Annotated in this window: 19 protein-coding genes and 1 pseudogene; 8 read left to right on the forward strand and 12 right to left on the reverse strand. The window is 45.8% G+C overall.

Features of this window, described 5'->3' with window-relative positions:
• Positions 1–485 (forward strand): annotated as a pseudogene (locus tag P8H26_RS00005) (hypothetical protein); the annotation flags it as partial.
• Between the two features lie 39 nt (positions 486–524).
• Here P8H26_RS00005 and P8H26_RS00010 read toward each other — a convergent pair.
• The 7 genes from P8H26_RS00010 to P8H26_RS00040 all read right to left on the reverse strand — a co-directional run bounded on the left by P8H26_RS00010 (position 525) and on the right by P8H26_RS00040 (position 10639).
• Positions 525–1853, reverse strand: a complete 1329-nt coding sequence (locus P8H26_RS00010; RefSeq protein WP_289630828.1) for a histidine kinase dimerization/phospho-acceptor domain-containing protein — start codon at positions 1851–1853, stop codon at positions 525–527.
• The gene (locus tag P8H26_RS00015) at positions 1850–2512 is read right to left on the reverse strand and encodes a response regulator transcription factor (RefSeq protein WP_289630829.1); all 663 of its coding nucleotides are present in this window, start codon (positions 2510–2512) and stop codon (positions 1850–1852) included. Before P8H26_RS00015 ends, P8H26_RS00010 begins: the two co-directional genes overlap by 4 nt.
• A gap of 75 nt (positions 2513–2587) precedes the next feature.
• Positions 2588–4255: a phosphoethanolamine transferase gene (locus P8H26_RS00020; RefSeq protein ID WP_289630830.1), complete on the reverse strand. Its 1668-nt coding sequence runs from the start codon at positions 4253–4255 to the stop codon at positions 2588–2590.
• 684 nt (positions 4256–4939) lie between these two features.
• Positions 4940–6403 (reverse strand): AAA family ATPase, encoded by a 1464-nt coding sequence (locus P8H26_RS00025; RefSeq protein ID WP_289630831.1) that lies wholly within the window; start codon positions 6401–6403, stop codon positions 4940–4942.
• Between the two features lie 959 nt (positions 6404–7362).
• Entirely contained in the window at positions 7363–8202 is an 840-nt protein-coding gene (locus P8H26_RS00030) for an MAE_28990/MAE_18760 family HEPN-like nuclease (RefSeq protein ID WP_289630832.1), read from the reverse strand.
• Complete coding sequence (locus P8H26_RS00035) at positions 8199–9329, reverse strand: DUF262 domain-containing protein (protein WP_289630833.1); 1131 nt, start codon at positions 9327–9329, stop codon at positions 8199–8201. The genes P8H26_RS00030 and P8H26_RS00035 overlap by 4 nt, the downstream gene beginning before the upstream one ends.
• Before the next feature lie 266 nt (positions 9330–9595).
• A complete protein-coding gene (locus P8H26_RS00040; RefSeq protein WP_289630834.1) occupies positions 9596–10639 on the reverse strand; it encodes a site-specific integrase in 1044 nt (347 codons plus the stop codon).
• A 236-nt stretch (positions 10640–10875) separates the two neighbouring features.
• On the opposite strand from P8H26_RS00040, the gene P8H26_RS00045 reads away from it, so the two are divergent.
• Positions 10876–11124: a hypothetical protein gene (locus P8H26_RS00045; protein ID WP_289630835.1), complete on the forward strand. Its 249-nt coding sequence runs from the start codon at positions 10876–10878 to the stop codon at positions 11122–11124.
• Positions 11125–11539: 415 nt separating this feature from the next.
• Positions 11540–12013, forward strand: a complete 474-nt coding sequence (locus P8H26_RS00050; protein ID WP_289630836.1) for a ferritin-like domain-containing protein — start codon at positions 11540–11542, stop codon at positions 12011–12013.
• 223 nt (positions 12014–12236) lie between these two features.
• On the opposite strand, the gene P8H26_RS00055 is transcribed toward P8H26_RS00050, so the two are convergent.
• The 3 genes from P8H26_RS00055 to P8H26_RS00065 all read right to left on the reverse strand — a co-directional run bounded on the left by P8H26_RS00055 (position 12237) and on the right by P8H26_RS00065 (position 13808).
• A complete protein-coding gene (locus tag P8H26_RS00055) occupies positions 12237–12725 on the reverse strand; it encodes an MgtC/SapB family protein (protein ID WP_289631206.1) in 489 nt (162 codons plus the stop codon).
• A gap of 355 nt (positions 12726–13080) precedes the next feature.
• The gene (locus P8H26_RS00060) at positions 13081–13500 is read right to left on the reverse strand and encodes a hypothetical protein (RefSeq protein WP_289630837.1); all 420 of its coding nucleotides are present in this window, start codon (positions 13498–13500) and stop codon (positions 13081–13083) included.
• Between the two features lie 26 nt (positions 13501–13526).
• Positions 13527–13808: a hypothetical protein gene (locus P8H26_RS00065; protein WP_289630838.1), complete on the reverse strand. Its 282-nt coding sequence runs from the start codon at positions 13806–13808 to the stop codon at positions 13527–13529.
• 387 nt (positions 13809–14195) lie between these two features.
• Between P8H26_RS00065 and P8H26_RS00070 the strand changes: the two genes are divergently transcribed.
• Positions 14196–14957, forward strand: coding sequence for an outer membrane protein (locus P8H26_RS00070; RefSeq protein ID WP_289630839.1), 762 nt, complete (start codon positions 14196–14198; stop codon positions 14955–14957).
• Positions 14958–15150: 193 nt separating this feature from the next.
• Here the strand turns inward: P8H26_RS00070 and P8H26_RS00075 are convergent, their stop codons facing one another.
• Positions 15151–15549, reverse strand: coding sequence for a type II toxin-antitoxin system HicB family antitoxin (locus P8H26_RS00075; RefSeq protein ID WP_289630840.1), 399 nt, complete (start codon positions 15547–15549; stop codon positions 15151–15153).
• A gap of 50 nt (positions 15550–15599) precedes the next feature.
• On the reverse strand, positions 15600–15782 hold the full coding sequence (locus tag P8H26_RS00080; RefSeq protein ID WP_289631207.1) for a type II toxin-antitoxin system HicA family toxin: 183 nt from the start codon (positions 15780–15782) through the stop codon (positions 15600–15602).
• A gap of 458 nt (positions 15783–16240) precedes the next feature.
• Between P8H26_RS00080 and P8H26_RS00085 the strand changes: the two genes are divergently transcribed.
• The 4 genes from P8H26_RS00085 (at position 16241) to P8H26_RS00100 (ending at position 21727) form a co-directional block, all read left to right on the forward strand.
• On the forward strand, positions 16241–17563 hold the full coding sequence (locus P8H26_RS00085; protein ID WP_289630841.1) for a hypothetical protein: 1323 nt from the start codon (positions 16241–16243) through the stop codon (positions 17561–17563).
• 12 nt (positions 17564–17575) lie between these two features.
• On the forward strand, positions 17576–18673 hold the full coding sequence (locus P8H26_RS00090) for a hypothetical protein (protein WP_289630842.1): 1098 nt from the start codon (positions 17576–17578) through the stop codon (positions 18671–18673).
• Positions 18670–19779: a hypothetical protein gene (locus tag P8H26_RS00095; RefSeq protein ID WP_289630843.1), complete on the forward strand. Its 1110-nt coding sequence runs from the start codon at positions 18670–18672 to the stop codon at positions 19777–19779. Before P8H26_RS00090 ends, P8H26_RS00095 begins: the two co-directional genes overlap by 4 nt.
• Positions 19780–20071: 292 nt before the next feature.
• On the forward strand, positions 20072–21727 hold the full coding sequence (locus tag P8H26_RS00100; RefSeq protein WP_289630844.1) for a sensor domain-containing diguanylate cyclase: 1656 nt from the start codon (positions 20072–20074) through the stop codon (positions 21725–21727).
• The last annotated feature ends 29 nt before the right edge of the window (positions 21728–21756 follow it).

Genomic DNA, 21756 nt, shown 5'->3' on the forward strand with positions numbered 1-21756 from the left:
ATGTTTATGGTTATGTGAATAAGCCTCCGATTTATATGATGCCACACAATAAGGCACCACTCATACGGCATTGTTGCGGCCAGACGGACACTCCTGTGAAGGCTTACAAAGGCGATCTCATCGCAGCTTCTGCCGCGGAATGTCTGCGCTTTATGAAGACACTCAAGACATTGCCGGCTTTTGGGCGGGGTTGGCAAAAGCGCGTTGATGATGTTGAAACGGTGCATATCAGTTACTGGCTGGGGGGCGTGTATCCGTCAGCACCAACTCCTCAAGCCCAAAGGCCAACCCCTATGATACCTCAATCATGCATGGGATTAAAAAGCCAGAGCTGCGGTCATCACGAAGTGGTGTTCAGATGGGGCATGTTGCCTTGGAGCAGGAAAAGAAATGATGCATTGCTTTCGAATGATAGGTGCGAGCAACTGAACTCAGCTCGCCTCATAGAGCAGCGACCATGTGCAGCTCTGTCTGTCTTCAGATAGTTTTCGGATGCAGCTGAAGAAAAGCAGCGTTACCTTTATTCAGAAGTTGAGCGTAGCCTCAAATCCGTCTGCTCGCCCTGTTGCCGGTGATGTGAAATGTAATTGCGCATGCATCTGAGCTGCTATCTCTACGGCAATAGGTATCCCCAGTCCGGAACCCGGTGCTGTGGTTGTTCCTCTTCCAAATCGCTTTTGAATGATTGAGAGTTCTTCAGTAGATAAGCTCTTGCCGCCGTTTATAATATGAATCGTACCATCTTTTTCAACGCGGACGAGCACAGCTTCGTTCTGTCGACCATGAAGCAACGCATTTTCAATCAGGTTGCGAATGACAATCGCAAAGGCGTCTTCATTAACCGGTTTCAACAATCGAGCTTCAGGGTTGCGTTCATAAATGATCCGGTTGTTTTGCTGCATTCCACGCTGAAACTCTTCAACCAGAAGGTCGAGTACCCTCAGGAGATCTGTTGGTTTATCTGAATGCGCAATATTGGCTTCGGCGCGCGCCAGTTGCATCAGCTTCTCGACCAGTCTTTTCAGCTTTTGCAGGGATGCTTCTACCTGTTTCACCCTTGCTTGCCCCGAGGGACTATGCACTTCTGTCATCAACAATTGTGTATGTGCCAGCGCACCGGCAATCGGGGTGCGTAATTCATGAGCGCTGTTCGCAGTAAATGCCCGTTCTGCTTCAAGAGCAGATTGCACGCGCCCCATGAGAATATTGACCGAATGGACGATCGGCTGGAGTTCAACAGCCAGACCCTCGGCTTTTAACGGATGCAGATCTCCGCTGTCTTTTTCAGAAATTGCCTGCCGCAGATCATTGATGGGGGTGACCGAGCGCCGCGCTACCAGCCGGATAATATAGAGGCTGAGCGGCACCAGCACCAATATCGGCAATAACAGAGCAAGGGCACCTTCGTTGATCGCTTCCCGTCTGTTTTCCATCTGGTCTGCGACCTGCACAAAGATCGTATTATCTGCTGTGGCCACAGTATAATATCGCGCCGTATCGTCCTCCCAGAAACCTTCCTTCAAGGGGGCTGGGAAGGGACCTTTGATAACGTCTGAAGAGTGAACGAGGATTTTGCCGGAAGCATCTCTGGCCTGATATGTCAGATATTGTGAGGATGATGTTTGAGAGCTGTTTTCCAGCGATAAAGCTGCATCGGAGTGATTGCGAAGCGCAATATCATCAACGATCAGCGGTGCCAGCCGCTCTGTTGTCTCCTGAAGGGCGCTGTCAAAAATCTCTGCAAATTCGTCACGCATCACCAATATGCCGCCGACAGCGGCAACGATCCAGAATGTCACCACAGCAGTGGTCACAGAAAACATGAGACGTCCGATCAGACTGGGAGATTTCATGTTCTGTCCTCGATTTTATAGCCGACACCACGGACAGTGCTTATTCGGTTATGCCCGAGTTTTTTGCGCAGGCGGCTGACATAGACTTCGACAGTGTTGCTTTCTATTTCCGAGCCAAAGGCATAGAGGGCTTCTTCAATCTGCGCTTTGGAAACAATGGCGCCGGAGCGATGCAGCAGGCATTCCAATACCGCCCATTCACGGCCGGACAATATAATCTCTCCCGCAGGCGACAGGATGCTATGATCTGCGATTTTGATTTCCAGATCGCCAACAGATAAAATTGATGCACTGTTTCCACCATAGCGGCGGGATACAGCCAGCATGCGTGCTGTCAGCTCGTCCAGATTGAACGGCTTGACCAGATAATCATCCGCTCCCGCATTTAAGCCTTGAATGCGATCTGATATCTGATCATGCGCAGTTAATATGATGACAGGAACGGGATTATTGGCGGTCCGCAAGTTCTTCAGAATGTCGATACCACTGCCATCGGGAAGGCGAAGGTCAAGCAGGATCAGGCCATAGCCGACCGTTGTTGCTGCAAGTGCCGCATCTTCGGCTGTCTGCATCCAGTCAACGGCATGCCCGTTGGCCAGAACATGGTCGCGAACGGCTTGGCCAAGTGTGTCGTCGTCTTCGACAAGAAGAACTCTCAAACAATATGCTCCGGCAGATGGCCTTGTGATGAATTATCACCGGACAATCCATCACCTCATTTCAGGTTTCAAGTTTTATTTAGTGGCCTGTGGTTCATATGTTTGAACAAGCATAGGATCTGTCATCTTGATCCGGCATGAAGAGAGCGTATCCAGTGCCGGTGAGTAAACTTGAGTTTTTACTTCCATCAAACCAAGAACTGTATGGAACAGCTTGTCGTGAGATTGGGGCTCAACTGCTTCTTTGGCAAGACAATCTGGATTGATTGTGGTTTTGGCATCTTTTCCGAGCCATAGCACGTAAGGCACCTGTGTTTGCTGTGATGGTGCAACAAAGTAGGGCGCGCCATGAAGATAGAGACCAAACTCTCCAACGGACTCACCGTGATCTGACATGTAAATCAGGGATGTGTCGAGCACATCCTGTTTGTCCTTCAGCTTGTTGATGACTGATGAAATAATATGATCCGTATAGGCGATTGTATTATCATAGGCATTGAGAATTTCTTCGCGACTGCATTTTGAAAATTCCGCGCTTTGGCAATCCGGCGTAAAACGACGATACTCTTCAGGATATCGCAGATAATAGGCCGGTCCGTGGCTGCCAAGCTGATGCAGAACCAAGACCGTGTCTTGTTTCACGTCAGGTAGCCACGTGTCGAGCTTATCCAGAAATATCCCATCCAGACATTCACCATTTTTGCAATATTTCGAATTGTCGGATGTCGAGAGTGCGGTGTTGGTCACACGATCGGCGATGCCTTTGTGTCCTGTATTATTATCCCACCATTCCACGCGCACACTGGCATGTTTGAGCACATCGAGCAGATTTTCAGTCGCCAGTCCTTTTTCATGGCTATAGTCACTGCGCGGATAAACGGAAAACATACAAGGCAGCGATACGGCGGTTATGGTGCCACAACTGCTGGTATCGGAAAAATAGGTGATGTCCTGACCAGCGAGTTCAGGATTGGTGTTCTTTTTATAACTACCGAGTGAAAAGCTTTCTGCACGGGCTGTTTCACCTGCAACAACAATGGTTAGTCTTGGTTTTCTGGTGCCTGAGGTATTGTTTGCGATTTTCGCATCGGTTCCGAGGGGCTGAACAATAATGTTCTGATTTTTGCTGGAGCGAATACCCAGTTTGACTGCATTGCCGATTGGCATGACCGGATTGAGTGTTGCAATCCATTCCCGATGTTCACGGCCCAGTGAAGTGAAGGTGCTGGCATTCAACATGAAGAGCGTTACAGCAGCAATCAGAGCAGGAAAGATAAAAACAGAGTTATGTTTCACTTTGCTCCAGAGCGAACGGTGCTCGATTTTCACCCATATAATGAGCAATGAGGGCAGAATACCGTAAAGCGCAACATGGCGTATAAAACCAAAACTGATGAGATGCCCGGCTTCGGCATTGGTCGTGTCCAGTGCGCTTTGCAGCATTTCCACATCAATAATGGTGCCGAATTCATCAATAAACCAAGATGCCGTGGCCGAAACCATAATGAGAAAGATAAACAGTGGTTTGGTAGCATATTTTACTGAAATGCTGATACAGAGCGCTGTTAATAAGCAGAAAATTCCAGCCACGAGCGCCAGAAGTGCACCGGTCGGCAGCAGCTCCTGCGAGCGGTGCCAGAAAGTTGCGTTGTTTACAGCGGTAAGATAGCCGGCAACAATGATGCTTAAAGCGACACTCTCAATATGAGGGCGGCGTAAATCTGCCGGGATATTCAATGCCATGACTTGTAGTCCTTGAATGGTAACTCTTCAGGACCAAACAAGTGAATGGCTTTGCTGACACCAACCTGAAAGCGGCAGCTTGCCTAAAACTTCTACATAATGACTTTTGATTTTTGCACGGCCGCAAAGCGGTTGCGCCAATGCGTGTGTAAAATCGAGGGGGATTTTTGAAGGTGTGAAAAATTGTTTTGTGTAAGAATAAAACGCAAATACATTAAACAGATATGAGCTGTTCTATCTTGCTTTTTGGGGAAATCACTAAGCTATTGAAAAGCTTGGTGGGTGCGACAGGGATCGAACCTGTGACCCGCTGATTAAGAGTCTTTATCAAGGTATTGATAAATAATAATTATTTATCAAAAACATCATAATAATCCTCAATGTAAATCAACAGGTTATCTGTATAATGCAAACTAATTTACGGTTATTTCGCACGACAAGTCTTTATAGATTTGTTTGTGCATAAGCGGTGACTAAACGTGAAATTTCTGCCTCATTGCGATTGTTTTTCCGTGTGCAGACCTGTTGGAAACCTGCTGCCCTGTTCCAGTTTAGTTGTACCTCGCGAATTGGCGCGATCATTTGGTCAACGAGGTTCAAGTGCAAATCACCGAGCTTCACAACGAGTGCAATGATCTGCCCGTGGTGCATGCACTATAACGCGCCTGGGATGATTAAGATTCCTCAGTTTGGAATGCCTAGCCGCAGTGGATCATCGATCCACCGTTTGATCGTTTCAATGAAGCTCCATACATCGTCATTGGCCGGGGTCAGATAATTGTCGTTACTTGGATCAGCCCCCATTGCAGTGAACGTATTGAGCAACCATTGCGTTTTATTAGTGACCTTTATGATCCCTTTTACTCCATTAAGCCAACTTTCCAACTCACCACAAGCCACGAAAAACACGCCATAGCGTCCAAACTCTTCGATGAGAGCTTTTGCTTGAGTGCGTTCATCGACAGGCAGGGCTTCAATCCCATGTTTTTTGCAGTTCTTTCTGCCTGCATTGGACATATTCTTTGCTAAGGTATCTCGACGAACCTGCAGAGGCTGTAGTACGTTAGTCTCTGAGCTGACTAACGGCCAGACGTGCGCAAAATCTTTGTCCATCAGAACATCGAAATCCATAATGCTCGCCGCTGGTACACCCAAACTCCTTAAAGGCAAGGCGATACGTGGAATGGTTTGCCAGTTTTGTGCATTTAAAAACAATGCATCTTCAATTCCGCGATGCACCGTTACCAAACGAGCATTAATCTCATCATAGAAAGCTCGATCCGCGTCTGCTTCACAGACAATTACCCCCCGGTGAAACAATCCCCGCATCGCATGCGCTGATCTCAAAAGCGGGTCGTTCATTAGCGTGCGAACGTGCGCAGGCTCGATAGATCGGCTTGTCGCATTCTCAAGGTCATGGGTTAACCGCACGATCCTTAGTTCCGGAGCCGTCTGCATACATCCTAGAAGGAAATCAGAGCTATGGGTTGCGACCACTAAAGTCGCGTCTCTATCACGTGCCGTTTGTGCTAGGACGCTGCCGACGCGACGTGAAAGGGTAGGATGTAAGAATGCCTCAGGTTCATCAATGAGCAGAATGCGATCAGGTAAACTCATCACCGCAGACACTAAACCAACGGATGTTTTAACGCCGTCTCCAAGATCACCGAGCAGATCGGCATTTGCATGAAATGCGCGCGCTGCGGTATCCAGCGCTTGTTCCTCGGCTTCCGTCTCAGGTGCACGTTTGCTGAAGCGGATACGAAATTGCGTCATACCTGTAGGGTCAATGACGAAGAACTTCGCGAACGCATCCTGAGTAAATTTTCTGATTTTCTCTCGGGCGTCTTTATTAAGGAAAAGCGCCCAGAGATGATTTTGTGGCTTCTCTTCAAGTGAACCCGTGGGTTTCGGGTCTGTAAGATCAAACCGTGTGCGACCATCCAGTAGAATGGTGAAAAATTGGACAAAATTATTTTTGACAGATGCGTGAAAGCCACCATCATCCACATCCTCGAACCAATTGGGCGTATGGGCGTGAATAAACAGCTGTTGCTCATTCATTTTTACACTTGGTTTCTTGAAGTAGGTATGATCAGGGACCGTCGTATTTCCTGGCGGTGTAGCGATCTCAAACATCTTCATCATCGCGGCGATTCCCTTCCGATCCGGTAGGGAGAGATCAATGCTTTCTAGCAATAGGTACCTATCAATTTCCTTGTTCGTGCACTTCGTATGTATCTCTCGCAACGTGCGACTCTTGCCGGCATTATTGGGGCCTACAAGTACTGTGACGTTCGGACAATCGATCGATAGAGGAGGTTGACCGGGCGCGGAGCCTGCCTTGAATGTTAGTTTGGTGATTCTGAGAACATCTTTCATGACGACATTAAATCAGAGCACGCTATACCTCGTCCAGCGCAACTTACGAGGCTACTTCAGTAGAGTCGCGGTCTGCGAAGAACGGCTACATTGCCCACGAAAGCCCATTATGATACCCGATTTTGTATGGAGAAAATTCTAATTGAAGGATCTGCTGGTGCGCCCAATACTGCCTAGAATGGGAGGTTTTCTGAATGGCTACTTTCACCAGTTTATGTCCAAAATCTAGGGGGGGGGGGGGCTTTCGTCCGTTTTTGTCATGAGCAGGCCAATCTAACAATGCCCATAAAAATATCGTGTCAGGCAGTTGATGCCAACAGAATTGGAAAATGTACGTCTGTTTTGAAATTCAACGATCACAAAAAAAACAGTGAGTTATACGTTCTCAGGAAATTGTAGTTTGCATAGTTTACAAGCTACAACAACCTTTGAGTTAGGATAAAAGTCGAAAAAATCAATGAAGTCAATTTGTTGTGGAGATTGGATTCGAGTCAATACTAACGGAGTTAGTAGCGTTTATCATTGGTTTTTTAGAGGTAGTAAAACTGTTGAAATTACAGTGGCAATAGATACAACACTCATGATTGTGAATTAAACTGTATTTAAAAAATGCAGTGTTTTACTCGATCAATTTTTAGTAAAATATAGGAATGCCTTAAAGTGGTGCTTGTGGGCTTATGCACCCTCAAGAAGGGGTGCAATAAGACTCTTTGTAAAGGCAATAATTATATCTGTATTTCAAGTTCTAATAAATTGTTTGATTTTGGCTCTATTAAGCTATTTGAAACGCAATAAAGTATTGCGTACATTAAAACTTCAAGTTTTTTTACATTTTCTCTCAATACATTGATGTGCCCAATATTCTCCATAGTGTCACCATGGGCAACTGCATGCCGTCTCTCTAGTACCTCATCAAGGAATGTTTCCCATATCGATGGTGAAATTTGTTTTTTACTGGCCTTCTTGGGCTTAAGAAATTGATAATTACTAGGTAAAGCTTTGTATGGAAATCGATAAAGGGTTGATCTGAATTTACTCATTTGTCTAAGTGTCATATACTCGCTGGAAGCTGAGCCCTCAAAAATATTTAGTATTCTTTCAGTCGATATTCTTTGTAAAATGTCTTCAAGGCCGAATATCTTTAGTGGACGATCTATGTTTTTTGGTGATGGATTTTTATTTGGATTTTCATTGTAATTAAAAGCACTAAGTTCTATCTTTACACTATTACTCATGAAGAATGCATCAAGTTGCGTCATTCGACCTCTAATATCTTTTTCTTCAATTTTCTCATAATATACAATTTTTCGACAAAACGTCTCTCTGATATTTTTGGGCATATCTTTGTAATGTCTGATATTGTATTGTAGATCTAGTAATGCAGATTTTGACACATCCTTAAGGAATCCTTCAAGATGTGAAGATAATAGTATGGTCGCCGATCTGCATAGTGCTTTATGCAATGGATTCGTTTCGTCAAGCTCTTTTGCGGCATTTAATATTACATTCAGTTCAGTAATTCGAGTTGATATGTGCGAACTTACTTCAAACAATGCAGTAGTCATTTTTTGATAAAATCCATCATTTTAGTTATTCGACTTATCACTTTACTTTGATCATTTACGCTACCCGATACGTCTTCGAAGAATTGCGGATCCTCAAATAACTTCTGATAGCCACTAATACGTGAAGCTGCCGTATCGGGATTTCCCAGGATCTCATCCGCTGTGAATGTATCTGCAATGCCGACCGCCACCGCATCAAATACAGCAGCGTTAAATGTTGACATAGTACGTATTACCTTGCCGTCCTTCATTCGAAGCTTTGCAAATGGCATCGTGCCAATGTTGTTATGTATAAATTTCATGTATACGGAAAATTCTTGTGATTTTTTTTGTATCTCTTCAACAGGGAGCGCATTGAGTTTGACTAACTGCTCTGTGAGAAAATCTTTAAAACCCTTTTTAAGGGAAGTGTAGCCACTGTCCTTCAATGCAAAAAATCGTAATGTAAGCTCAACGTCTTCCATCTTCATGACTTTTGCATTGCGATGTATTTCATCTTCTGTTCCTATAATCCTTAACATTTCTCGGAACTCTGGAAGTTGTGATGAAATTTTTAACATATCATTAAATGAACAACGCGCTATGGCGTTTCTTAACTCTTGCGGTTCAAGTTTAATGGATCCAGTATTTAGGCGTTCAAATATGTCATATTTAACGTCTGGATCTAGTGTTGAATCTATTCTTAGGCACTTTATTGTACGTTCATCAAGTCGCCTTGAAAGGAATGGCGGTAGATCAGACAAAGAGCAACCATTTAACTCCGACATAATATTCAGTCCGGACATTTTTAAGTTGTTGTTCATGAAGTCAAATATAGCGGTTAGTCTTTGTTGGCCATCAATAATTGTAAACCGAGCGGCGTCATCATCCGACTCTGTATCGGCATCAATATCTTGTGATATAAATATTACCGGTATAGGGATGTTGAGCAGGATGCTCTCTATTAATCTAGATGCTGTATCATTATCCCATCTATGACGACGCTGATACTCAGGATCAAGCTTGATTTGTTTGTTTTTTATGCGCTTTACAATGCTCTCAAGGTCGTACTCAACATTCTGGGTACGTACTGTTCGTTCTCTAGCTTTGTTCTGTAAAGTATCTAAATTATATTTTAAGTTTGACATATCATCGGCTCAATCTGCTGATTCTTAATTTATTTAATACATAAAGTTAAAAATTATTATTTCCAGCATTTTATTTTCAGTATTGTTTATATGTTTTTTGATAACATCTGTGTCATTATTAATGATTTCGGTAATAAATTTAGATTTTTTGATGATTTTTAATATTTGTATTGTTAAAAATTATAAAGCGAGTAGGCAGGGATGTTTTATGCCGGTGATACTAAGTTGGCTTGTAAAGATATATTAACAAACTCAGTATGGTTTGATTAAAGTTGTTGCTTTTTTTCTAACTTCCTCATTGCCTCTTCCGCTAACTCCTGCTGCCCCCCGAGATAGTGAGTATCCAAGATATTCTGCACATCTCTGAGACTATGACCAGTGATGGCACCTATCTGGCTGGTGTTGCAGCCAGCCAAAGCAAGGCGGGTTACGGCCGTACCACGAATGTCATGAAATGTAAGGTCGGCTATGCCGGCCTTTTCGCATGCTTTACCCCATGATGTACGGAAGCCATCCTCTGTCCAAGCGTTGCCGCGGCTATTTACTAGTATTGTTTCGTCATGCTTTTGTGGATGCTTGAGCCATTCTTGTAACGGCTGACCGACTGGTATGCTCACGCGTGCGCCGGTTTTGCTCTGTTTGATGCGGAAGGTTTTGCCATCATAAGCTGACCATTTGAGTGCGAGCAGATCGCCCTGTCGCTGACCAGTCCACAAGGCCATCATGAGTGCTATTTGAAGTGGGGTAGAGGCTACAGCCATGAACCGCGCAATATCGTCGGGCGTCCAGATGCTTTCGGAGCGATCTGCTTTGTATAGCCGACCACCGCGCTCACAGACGTTTACACCAATCATTCCGCGATCTTTTGAGAATGATAAGATCCGGGCAAGTGTTGTCCAGGCATAGTCCGCCGTGCGTGGTCGGTCGGACATAGTATCACGCCACTGCTTAAATTTGCCGCGCGCTCGTGGTGACTGGATATATTCCAGCGACAGATCTCCGAATATGTCCTCAATCTCAGTAAGAAAACGGATATAGGCACGTTTGGTTTTTTCTGATTTCGCTGTGAAATCCGACGAGCGTGAATATTCCTTGATAAGATAGGAGAGTGTGCCGGTCGGTGCCTTGGCTAGTGCTTTACAGGCCTCAGCATAGGCCGCATGAAACTCTGGTTCGTGCGGTTGAAGTGGTCGCCCTTCGATATCTTTCAATAATGGACCACCACGCCAAGCATAGAAATAAACGCGCACGGATCCGTCAGCGAGACGCTTTTTTACCTTGTGAACGCCTTTGAGCAATACGCGCGTCAATTTTGGCCTCCATTTCATCAAATTCTAGTTCGGGTGTGTTGGTGGTGAGTGGAATGCCGGCAAGCTTATCCAGACGATAATCGATTGCCTTAATATCCCATCGGTTTGTGCCTGGTACTGGCTTAGGGAGTGTCCCTTGTTTAACCCAGTGAGCAAAGGCCGACGGGCTTACGCCGCAATAGTTAGCGGCTTGTGCTTTGCTGATCAGGCGAGGGGCTTTCCCGAGTGTCAAAGCAATGGATATCGCCCGTGTACGCGGATTGGGCAATGCAGACAGGCCTGATGCCGCACGAATTGCAACAAATCGCGTTATGAAGATTGAGACAGTGTTAGGTCTGGTGGATCTCGCAGGTAAACCGGTGACATCCATTACTAAAAAGGTCTGTGTACTGGACGGGGGGGAGGGAATGCAGATGCCTCATATGATAGGTTATCTTAAGCGCGGTCTGCTCGCTTTGGTTGAACATTATAAAATATGCTCATGAACATAAAGTGATTCATTCATGAACTTGACGAGAACATAAATTGGTGTCATCGTTTATAACATCGGGGTAATCCGATTTGAAAGGCAGTTTAACTGCTGTCTTTTTTAATTTGATCAATGTCTTGTTATGGCCGTAATGGTCACCTATATATTGGTCATAGGCATTGCTAAAGAGCGCTGACAACCCGCTGTCGCTCGCAAATGTCTTCATTATTCAAAGCTTTTGACCACGGATGTACTGGCACTAGTGATAATAATGAGTAGGAAGGTCGGTGCAGTTTTGCCCCGGCCTTTTTTATTGTCGGGCAGTCCGGCAACAAATTTTAATAATGATATATGGAGCCACCAGTACACAATTTGTGTTCGGAACAATAAGGTGGCATTGCCGTTTCTCTTCTATTGAAGGAGGAACTGTTATGAAAACTTTAGCAGACATTTTTGTACATACGCTTCAGGATATTTATTACGCAGAAACCGCGATATCTAAGGCTCTGCCAAACGTAGCAAAAGCTGCGAAAGATGCGAAATTGAAAAGTGCCGCTGAAGATCATCTCGCGGAGACCAAAGGTCAGATCGAAACACTTAAAAAAGTCTTCAAATCAATCGGTGTAAAAGCCGAAGGAGAAAAATGCCACGCTATTGAAGGGCTCATAAAAGAAACCGACGGGCTGATAAAAGAAGCTAACGGAACTGCGTTGGATGCGGGTTTGTTGGCGGCATGCCAAGCAGTGGAGCATTACGAAATTGCTCGTTATGGTTCATTGCGTGAGTGGGCAAAGCAACTTGGTCATGATGAAGCGCATACGCTGCTAAGTGAAATTCTTGATCAAGAAAAAGCGACAAATAACAAGCTTACAAATTTAGCAATTACATCAATCAACAAAGTCTAATTTTAAAAACTGGGACCCTGATCAAGCGGGCTTTTTCACTGGGCGCAATTTCTGTTGATTGGGTGTTATTCACGAAAATTGAGTGATGGCATTAATGAGCGAACCCCGGCAGTTACCCCTCTGCCGGGGTTTTTTATTGTTCACTAATGGGGAGAGTGAACGCGATGGTATACCCAATATATGGCTGTTGATTTGAAGGGTAGCTTAATGCTGCCTTTTTGATTTATGGCTCTTCTATTGTTGAGGCTTTGGGGTCATCAATTTTGGATTTTCCGATAGAGAACATCCACAAAGTTAGTAGAGCGAAAATCACAATTATTATCGCGACATCAAACGTGCCCATAGCGCATGCTATGCCAACTGCTCCGGTTGCCCAAAGACTTGCAGCAGTTGCAGTCCCTTTTACGGATGTACTTAGGCGTAAAATTGCCCCGCCGCCGATAAAGCCCATGCCTGTAATGACACCTTCAATAATCCTTGCTTGGGCTTCAGGATTACCATTTGCAATGCCCTCGGTTGCCTGAACGAAACCACAGCTTGCTACCGCCACTAAAGGAAAGGTTCGTAGTCCAGCGCTTCGTTCTTCTCTTTCTCTATGCCAGCCGATTGGAAGAGCCAAAATATAGGCCGCAGCCAAGGCTATAACATGCGGCCAAATATTGAAGTTATCTGCGCTAAAAGTAGATGAAATTGCAGCTTGAAAAGATTCCATCATATCCCTCATTCATCTATTATCACGAAGAGGGAAACGTGGTGATACTAGTAATGTTCCAATGCAGACGCCGGTTATGGTTCGATACAATGAAACGGAGCCAGTTCAAATCTGTCAGTTATGGTAGGGTTTTAAATTCAATATGCGTTCAGTACTTTTATAATAAATTAGGAAAATACATCCATAAGTTGCCGCGTTGGCATAATTGCAACCTATGATAATTTGTTCTTCATGAAGCTTGAGCGATGGCAGCATTAAGAGAACCCCGACAATTACCCCCTGTCGGGGTTTTTTTATTGATTGTAAATAGAAGCGGAATGGTGGTTCGCACTATGTGCAGGCGCCTGAACCTAGTTCACTTGCGCTTTAGTAAATATTCGCTCGCAGGTGCCTGAATTGCCTTCAATGCAGTACCTAATGTGCAGTATTCCTTTGATGAGGAATCCCATGCTACACCACGATCGAGAAAGAAGCGGCGTAGATCTTCGCTTGTTTTTGCTTTCTCATTGATACCAGCCGCATCCAGAAATTCCTGGCCTGAGGCGAATTGGCTTTTTGCAGTAGCCGTTATCAAATCTCTGCGGGAATTTAATTTCGTATCATCTGCTTTAAAGTCTGCACACAATTCAACGATACGCTGGGTTATTGCTTTTATGAGAACTGTTTCTCTCATTTGCTCCGCTGTAACACGCTGATTGATACTCAGTTCTGCCGTGAGCGCAGGAGATGAGAAAAAGGATAGCAGTATAGCTAAAGTAAATGAGAGTTTGGGCAATTGGGACCCCTTATAAAAATACAAAATTATGATGCTAACTTTTTGCCTTTTATAAGCATTCGCAATCCAAAGAGGATAATGATTGCAGCAATAATGGCATGAAGTATGACAGACGGAACAAGACCGAGATTGTCATAGCTCCATTCTAATACGCGAGGTATGCGTATGTTCGTGCCAATGACGGCATTTGTCACTTTGATGTAGTTATCAATTGCAAAGAACAGCAATACGCCGCCAATCAATATCAGTGCGGCACCTTTGAAACGTTCAGCTATATCAATAACTTTGCTTGAGCCGGATGTTGTCATAACTCACCTCGGTAATAAATGGTTGTCTAATACAAACCAAACGTTGTGACTCTTCTAAAAAAAGCAAGACGAAAATTGTTCCCATATGAGAGGGTACTACAGTAGTGCTCTGGATGAGTTACGGAGCAAGACGATGTAATCAATCGGAAATGAGAGAGGCAGCTAAATGGCTGCCTTATTGTTTCTCACCTTCGCCTAATTGTAGGGCAGCACACCTTGAGCGCATTGGGTTTCAATGCTTGGTAATAGCTAGCAGGTTGCTGTCTTTTTGTATATTTTATGTTTATCTAATATATTAAAAATCTATACTGTTGCAACAATATCATATATGCCTGATATATTTAGGTGTAGAAATTTCTCCATACTAATATATTGGGGGAGTTTTACATGAAAAGAATAGCTTTAGCTGCGAGTGTAGTTTTGGCGTCGTCATCAGCTTATGCAGCTGACGCGATTGCAACGTATGTTCCAGAGCCTGTACCTGTAGTTGCCGACACATTTTCTTGGACTGGTGGTTATGTCGGTGTAAACGCAGGTTATGCATGGGGCAAGTTTAAGCATAACGTTCAGACAAAACGACCAGAAGGTAAATCACCTCTTCCCGGTACACCAGAATCTGAAATCGACTATGAAATCTTGGATGAAGCTACATATCGCTCATCTCCAAGTGGCTTTATTGGCGGAGTTCAGCTTGGTTATAATTGGCAGTTTGACCGATTTGTAGTTGGTGTTGAGACTGATTTTCAGGGTGGCAGCCTGAAGGGAAGTGTCTCGGGCGGTGTCGCTCCTTACACATTCAACGCTGAAACTAAAGTGGATTGGTTTGGTACGGCGCGCGTTCGTCTTGGATATACACCTGTAGAACGCTTGATGGTTTATGCGACGGGTGGTTTGGCATATGGTCATGTAAAATCATACATGAACTATGCTGGCTATGAATCAACCGTTTCTAAAACCAAGACAGGCTACACTGTCGGTGGTGGCGCAGAATACGCGTTTGATAACAACTGGTCATTGAAGACAGAGTATTTGTATACTGATCTCGGTAAGATCGATACGTTGAATGCTCAGCGTGGTTATACCAAATATTCCGCAGAAACTAAGGTCAACTTCCACACCGTGCGGGTTGGTCTGAACTATAAGTTCTAATTTTACCAACATGGAATTTATTATTTGCCGCCTTTCGGGGCGGCTTTTTAATTGCTCGCACGTGGTCAGAAGTGTTTAGCTTTATATTTTCCGGTTTCACCCCACCGTTCCTCACGGCTCGGAAAGGTGCTCATTACTATCTCCTCAAGAGAGGGGATTGATATTGCGGATGGAAAATGTTTAAGGCAGGCGATTAAACGCCTACCTCAATTTCATGCCGAGCTGCCTGTGCTAAAAATGACGAACGGGTTAAGCCTCTGCCTTTGGCTACATCATCGATCGCTTTGAGAACGCCACGTTCAAAAGTGACATTCACGCGGACAACAGCGCTGTCGTCTTCAATATATGGCACAGAGATGAGATATGCACCGTCATTCAATGCGGAACGCACATCATCACGTGCCAGAATATCTGCATGACTGGAAGCGTCAGGTAAGGTTTCATCTTCAGCGTAAAGCTGAATGGCTTCAATTGCGTTCTTTACGATATCCTCTGCTTCGTCGGACGCAGAAAAGACACCTGGCAGATCAGGAAACTGAATACCATAAGCGCTATCAGCATCTTTATGCACTAATGCGAAATAGTGTTTCATTTCGTTTTTCCTTTGTATGGGGCTTTTGCTTGTACAGTTAAGGGGGCTGGTTATTCCCAACCCGCTTGTTTCGCTATCGCCTTTGCCGTTCCAATCGGAAGGTCTTTCTTAGGGTGGGGCACTATGATGGTAATCTCCCCTTTTCTGAATTTGTGGTGAGAACCTTTCACCGATATTAATTCAAACCCTTCGCTTTCAAGGCGTTTAACAATCTTCTTACTGTCCCGTAGTATCTGCCCTCTCCGTTATATCAATGTGTATATAAATACACAAAACGATCAAAATTTTCAAGATGGGTGTGTATAATAATGCGCATTGGTCGAAGCGGTGAAAGGATGAGATATGACGCCGGTTCGCGTTAAGCAAATAGCGGATAAGGCGGATCGTCATGCCGGAGGTCGGCCAACAAAATACAAAGCCGCGTATGTAGATGATGTGATCTCTCATCTTGGAGAGGGTTTTACACTTGCTTCATGGGCAGGGGAGATCGGTGTGTCTCGTGAATGTGTCTATGAATGGGCGCGAGTTCATGAAGAGTTTTCTGACGCTATAAAAAAGGGTCGCGCTAAGGGGCAACCTGACCCGAGGGCAGGAAGGCACTCAGGCTATTGAGCACAAAGCGCAAGATCGTGTTCAGGTCTGTATCCGCTACAATGGTCAGGATCCGGCAGATATCATTCGTGATTTGTTCGTGAATTATGCGGGCGTGCCGGCTGAATATATCCGGCTTGATAACTGGAAAGCGGAGACCGGTGCATTCCTGCGCCGGCTCTATACCCGAATTATTGCTGAACCGACTGCCGTTGATAAGCTGGTCTCTGAGCTGATTGAGCAGGCAGCGTTGTCTGTCTGGTGGGATGATGTCAGCCGCACAATTCGCCTCGCGGTTTTGCGCAAGATTGAGACGGATGCTGCCGTGTTTGATGACAGCAATATTCTCAAAGGTTCGCTTCAGATTACTGAACAGCCGCAGCGCCGCTTGTCTCAGGTCAGTACATATTTCGGTATCACTAGTCCGCTGAGTAAGGCGTCTGAACCGATATCTTATCACTCAATGCAGTTCGATGTGAACTTAGAGGCAGAGGATGATTATGGCGGCGCAGCAATCAAAACAATTTATTCGTCATGGGTACCACGCTTTGGCCGGCCGATTGCTCAGCGTGTGAATGAGATTATGCTCGGCCGGTTTGTTGATCCGCCACGGCAGTTCCGGTTCAGCACTTTTCTCGATCCAGACATCCAGCCGCCGGTTCTTGGTCGCGGCTACCGGTTGTTTGCACGCCCGCTCCAGAATGCTGCGGGTGAGCAGGAGGCGGTACCGATCCAGATCACACGACTTCTACCGACTGATACCGGCTTTGACATAACAGCAGACGAAATGCGCTTTGTTGAGTTCTCAAGTGAGGATTTGGATAACCGGACTATCATCATCGACAGCAATACGCTGAACTTTAACTGGCGCGTGGCTTATGATCAGCTGTATCCGGCGCCGACCGCCAATGATGATATCGTTTGCATTGTTTCTGCTGGTGTCATTGTCGGCTCACAGAGCATTGATCTGCCAGCTTTCAACGTGGGCTCATGGCCAGCCGGTTGTAAACTGACATTACAGGTCAGAGGTCGCATTCAGGGTAAGGGTGGTAACGGAGCCTGGATTAACTCAAGCGGAGCCGGTGAAAGAGGCGGGCACGCTCTCTATTCGCGTAACCCCGTCAAGATCAAAAACAATAATCAAATTTGGTCAGGTGGCGGTGGCGGTCACGAACGTGTGCAAAGTGGGACATTCCGATATGGCGGTGGCGGTGGTCAGGGCTATTTAGCCGGATCTCAGCAAATGCCATTAAATATAGCAACATCTGAAAACGCCGGAACGCCAACACCTGGCTATGCAGGTGGTGCAGCCGGGGCTCCTGCCGGTAACGGTCACGCTGATTGCGGAAACGCAATTGACGGGCATTCATTTCTTACTTTTGAAGGTGGTCAGGGTGATATCCGCGGACCGCGTGTGAACTGACGGGATTAAACTATGGCATTTGCAAAGTGGCATTCAACCATCACCAATTTGCAGGGCAATGTTATTCCCCATGCATATGTGACTGTGCGAGATGAAACAACCGGCGCTTTGGCCGTACTGTACGGGGATCGGGAAGGCGCCATCGGTCTTGGTAATCCGTTTCAGGCTGATAGTGAGGGATTGGCAAGCTTTCATGTACGTGGCGGCGCTTATCATATCGCAGCCTCTTTCCAAGGCTCAGGGCGTGAATGGCGCTATGTTGGCATCGGGACTGCTCAGGAGCTTGATGCCGGAGCTTATGGTGCGGCGATAGGCTGGGATGCTACGGAACTAACGCAGGACGGACTGAATAAACATAGTAGTGCAGTCACAGGGTTTCGTGTGTTGATTATCGATACAGGGGATCAACGCGCAGCTGTTTATGAGAAGATTGCGAATAGCTGGAGCCCGCCGATCTATCTTACAGGGACGCAAGGCAAAGACGGTGTTCCGGTACGATTGTCCATCGGTACTGTGGCCGCAGGTGATACCCCTTCAGCAACGATTACAGGGGAAAGCCCGGATCAGGTGCTTAATATCGTTTTGGTGCCAGGTCCTGTTGGTGATGTTACTCCGGCAGCACTTGCAGCTCAGACCGGAGCGGAAAAAGCTGAGAGTAATGCAGCTGCAAGCGACCGGTCTGCAGCACAACATGCAGCGGATGCGGAAGCTTCGCAGATGCTGGCCGATCAGCAGGTAGCTTTTGCTCGTGACTGGGCTCAGGCATCGGTTGATGAGCTGGTGGATGATGGTGAACATCAAGGGTTCTCTGCTTGGCACTGGGCTGAAAAAGCCAGAGAGAACGCCGGCAGCGGCGTAAAAAGCGTAAACGGTCACAGCGAAGCTGAAGTTCATCTGACGGCTGCTGATGTTGGTGCGGCTACAACAGAACAAGGCGAGTTGGCGGAAACCGCTGTACAGCCGGAAGACTTGAACACTTATTACACAAAGCAGGAAATTGACCAGCTGCTCAACGATTATGCGAAGAACGTAAATCCTCAGTTTACAGGAACTGTGAACATTGACGGAGATCTCATGGCAAGCGGTGACATCGGAGCTAATGTATCATGACACTGCCTCTTTCGGGTATGATGACTGCAGCGATGATTAATGCTGAATTAGGGCGTGCTCATAACGCACCTTTTTCATTAAATGATCCTGCTATCCGAGCCTTAGCTGAAAAACCATCCGGGCAGATCATGTTCAGTGACTTCTATGGCAAGGCCAATGAAGTCGTTGTTAAAGCCACCAGCACAGCGCAATATAACGGCTTGATTAAGAGCTTTTTCACACCCGATGACTGGGTAAGTGATAAGGCTAAAAGGCTTATTATCAGCGATGTTGATTTTGGCAATATTTCGGGCACAGCTGCACTGGCTATTACCGATGCAGTTTCAGGGCAGGCCGGATCCTTCGGCGGTAAACTGATGCTTGAGGTTGAGGCAGGAGCCTTCATATCAGGAGGTGGCGGTAAATGGACTGTAGCCGGTGCAGGTAACGGCGGGATTGCTCTTCATGCCAATTTTAAAGGAAGAAACGGTAACAATCTTCAGCTGATCAATAAGGGGATTATTCGTGGCGGCGGTGGATCCGGCGGGCAAGGCGGGAAGGGCGGCGGCGGTACCTATGCCCAGAATGTTACTATCAGAGAACCAACGGAGGGGGATCTTCGCGGCAATGGTTACGGATGGACCTGGGTTAATAACTTCAGTCGCGTTATTATTAGTTGGGGCGGGCAAGAGCTTTTAAGGTGGGATAATCAGAGTTTTAGTACAACGTTTTATGACATAAACGGAGCGAGATATTACAGAGGAACTCCGGATGGTGGGGTGAGCGGAACCTCATTCTTTAAGATCTATCGCATATTCCAGCAAAACCAGAATGTTTATACCGATGGTGGCACCGGTGGTGCAGGCGGAACTGGGCAAGGTTTTAACTTGGCGTCGGGTGCTGGTGCCTCGGGTAACGCTGGCGGAACGAATGCCGGCCGCGGTGGTAATGGCGGGCATGGTGGTGCGTGGGGAAGCTCAGGAGCCAATGGGGACGCTGGCATAAACGGCAATAACGGGAATGGGTTGGTTGGCTCGTCGGGTGGCATAGGCGGCGCGGCAATTAGCAGTATAGCCAATGTTGATATTGTCGAAAACAGTGGCCAGATAAATGGTCGGCAGGAATAGGGAGAATGTGATAATCATGTCAGTAGAGATGGCGAGAATACCAGCTTTTGCTAGCAAGTTTGAGGTTGTTTAGTTTGGCTCTTTGTACAGTCTCTTAAGTATGATGTATTTTAGATGATGCTTTTATTGGAAAAATCGCCGCCAGGTTTAAGTAGCACACGATATATTTACGTTATAAAAAATGACCAAACTGACATAATAGCTGTTTGGTGTTCAATATCCATTTATGATAAAAATTAATGCTTTTTTGAGGGACAAGCCACCAGGCGCTTATTTTTGAGCAAGTTATAAAGTGGGGGAAATCGTTGATTACAGTGATGATCGCATTCCATTGCCGTCTTGTGAGGGTGGTGTGAACGAAGTTCTGCGCCATCGAAATACACGTGCTCAAAATACGTTATCTGCTTTTAGCAAGATAACGTTAGTGTCGGTTATGATTTGGTTGCTGTCAGTAGCTAGTATCGGCTGGTGGATATCACAGGCCATTATAAAAGTAGAGCTCAAGGATGTGGCTGCGAGCGCTGACTATGAGTCAACTACCACAGCGCATGTAATGGATCGGGTATTTACCGAAATGTCCAGTATTGCCAATATGGTGGCCGGAAATGCTGATGTTATAAAGCTTGCAGTAAAATATCGAACAGACCCGCCCGGATTTGCGAATATGACCCGCCAACAGCGGGCTGTCGAATTTACACGTGATCCTTTGGTGCGCAAGGTTGGCGATGTAATGAACAGATTGGCAGGTGATCTTCGCTATGCCCGCATTTATATGAATAATATGTCTGATGATACGGTGACGGCCAGTAATTGGGCTGAAAGTGATAGTATCGTAGGTATGATCTATTCGGGGCGCCCCTATCTTATTGAAGCACTTCGCACGGGCAAAGGTTCTTCATTCGGTATCGCGCGTTTGAATAAAACGCCGTCCTATTTTGTGAGCAGCCGTATTGATGATGAGAATTATGAGGCGCACGGGTCAGTTACAGTCAAGTTTGATGCACCAGATGTCGCTACTTATTTGACGGGACATCACACGGCATTAATCGTGAACCGTCAAGGGCGTGTGATTACATCGTCGTTATCATTATTTATGCTGCGAAATATCGCTCAACTTATGCCAGAGGGGACTGTTTTGCCGCCGGACGGTGAAGAAGAATTGGGTGAGGCGCTGGATATTCATGCCGTTCCTCACCAATCCTATGAAAATCTATGGTTCATTGATGGCAAGCAGTATTTGGTAAAGCGTAGACCATTGAGCGGTACACATTATCAGTTGTTTACGTTGGCTTCGCTAGAGCAGATTGATCCTATGCGAAGACAACACTTCTGGATAACAGCACTCATTGGCCTGCTTGGTATTGTCTTTATTTTGCTAGCTGCTCTAGCGATCAGACATTCGTCTTTACGCCGTCAAGATGAGCTTTATGCAGCAAATTATGATGTATTAACAGACCTCCCTAACAGGCGTGCAATCTTAGTGGAACTGGATCGGTTGTTTACTCTGGGAAAACGTACCGGTCAGTGGGTTCTGGTTGTTTTTATCGATCTGGATGGTTTCAAAGCTATAAATGATGCTTACGGGCACGAAGTAGGAGACAAGTTTCTAATCGAAGCAGGTCGACGCTTATCAGAAGGGCTCCGTGCGAATGATATGCTGGGACGCTTTGGTGGAGATGAATTTATTGTAATTGGGCAGGTTGCTCCGCCAAACTCGGACACTCCGGAGGGAAATGCGGATGTCATCCGGAACCGGTTGACACCATTATTGATAGGCACATATCACTTTGAAAGCTGTAGCTTTGAATATTCAGGTGCAAGCTTCGGTATCGCCTGCGTGGATCCATCCTTGAGTTCATTGAAGTTGGCTCTACGAGAAGCTGATCAGTTAATGTACATCGATAAAAAGTCACGCCGGAAAATATCGTACATTACTAATGTAATCTAAAGTTCCGCGTTTGGCAGATTAACGCGTTT

The sequence above is a fragment of the Pseudochrobactrum sp. sp1633 genome, assembly GCF_030376605.1.
Lineage (GTDB): Bacteria > Pseudomonadota > Alphaproteobacteria > Rhizobiales > Rhizobiaceae > Pseudochrobactrum.

What these genes read in the sequence shown, in the direction of transcription:
- P8H26_RS00010 (WP_289630828.1), bottom strand. Translation starts at nt 1,853, where the DNA reads ATGAAATCTCCCAGTCTGATCGGACGTCTCATGTTTTCTGTGACCACT.
- P8H26_RS00020 (WP_289630830.1), bottom strand. Translation starts at nt 4,255, where the DNA reads ATGGCATTGAATATCCCGGCAGATTTACGCCGCCCTCATATTGAGAGT.
- P8H26_RS00025 (WP_289630831.1), bottom strand. Translation starts at nt 6,403, where the DNA reads ATGATGAAGATGTTTGAGATCGCTACACCGCCAGGAAATACGACGGTC.
- P8H26_RS00030 (WP_289630832.1), bottom strand. Translation starts at nt 8,202, where the DNA reads ATGACTACTGCATTGTTTGAAGTAAGTTCGCACATATCAACTCGAATT.
- P8H26_RS00035 (WP_289630833.1), bottom strand. Translation starts at nt 9,329, where the DNA reads ATGTCAAACTTAAAATATAATTTAGATACTTTACAGAACAAAGCTAGA.
- P8H26_RS00045 (WP_289630835.1), top strand. Translation starts at nt 10,876, where the DNA reads ATGGATATCGCCCGTGTACGCGGATTGGGCAATGCAGACAGGCCTGAT.
- P8H26_RS00050 (WP_289630836.1), top strand. Translation starts at nt 11,540, where the DNA reads ATGAAAACTTTAGCAGACATTTTTGTACATACGCTTCAGGATATTTAT.
- P8H26_RS00055 (WP_289631206.1), bottom strand. Translation starts at nt 12,725, where the DNA reads ATGGAATCTTTTCAAGCTGCAATTTCATCTACTTTTAGCGCAGATAAC.
- P8H26_RS00065 (WP_289630838.1), bottom strand. Translation starts at nt 13,808, where the DNA reads ATGACAACATCCGGCTCAAGCAAAGTTATTGATATAGCTGAACGTTTC.
- P8H26_RS00070 (WP_289630839.1), top strand. Translation starts at nt 14,196, where the DNA reads ATGAAAAGAATAGCTTTAGCTGCGAGTGTAGTTTTGGCGTCGTCATCA.
- P8H26_RS00075 (WP_289630840.1), bottom strand. Translation starts at nt 15,549, where the DNA reads ATGAAACACTATTTCGCATTAGTGCATAAAGATGCTGATAGCGCTTAT.
- P8H26_RS00090 (WP_289630842.1), top strand. Translation starts at nt 17,576, where the DNA reads ATGGCATTTGCAAAGTGGCATTCAACCATCACCAATTTGCAGGGCAAT.
- P8H26_RS00095 (WP_289630843.1), top strand. Translation starts at nt 18,670, where the DNA reads ATGACACTGCCTCTTTCGGGTATGATGACTGCAGCGATGATTAATGCT.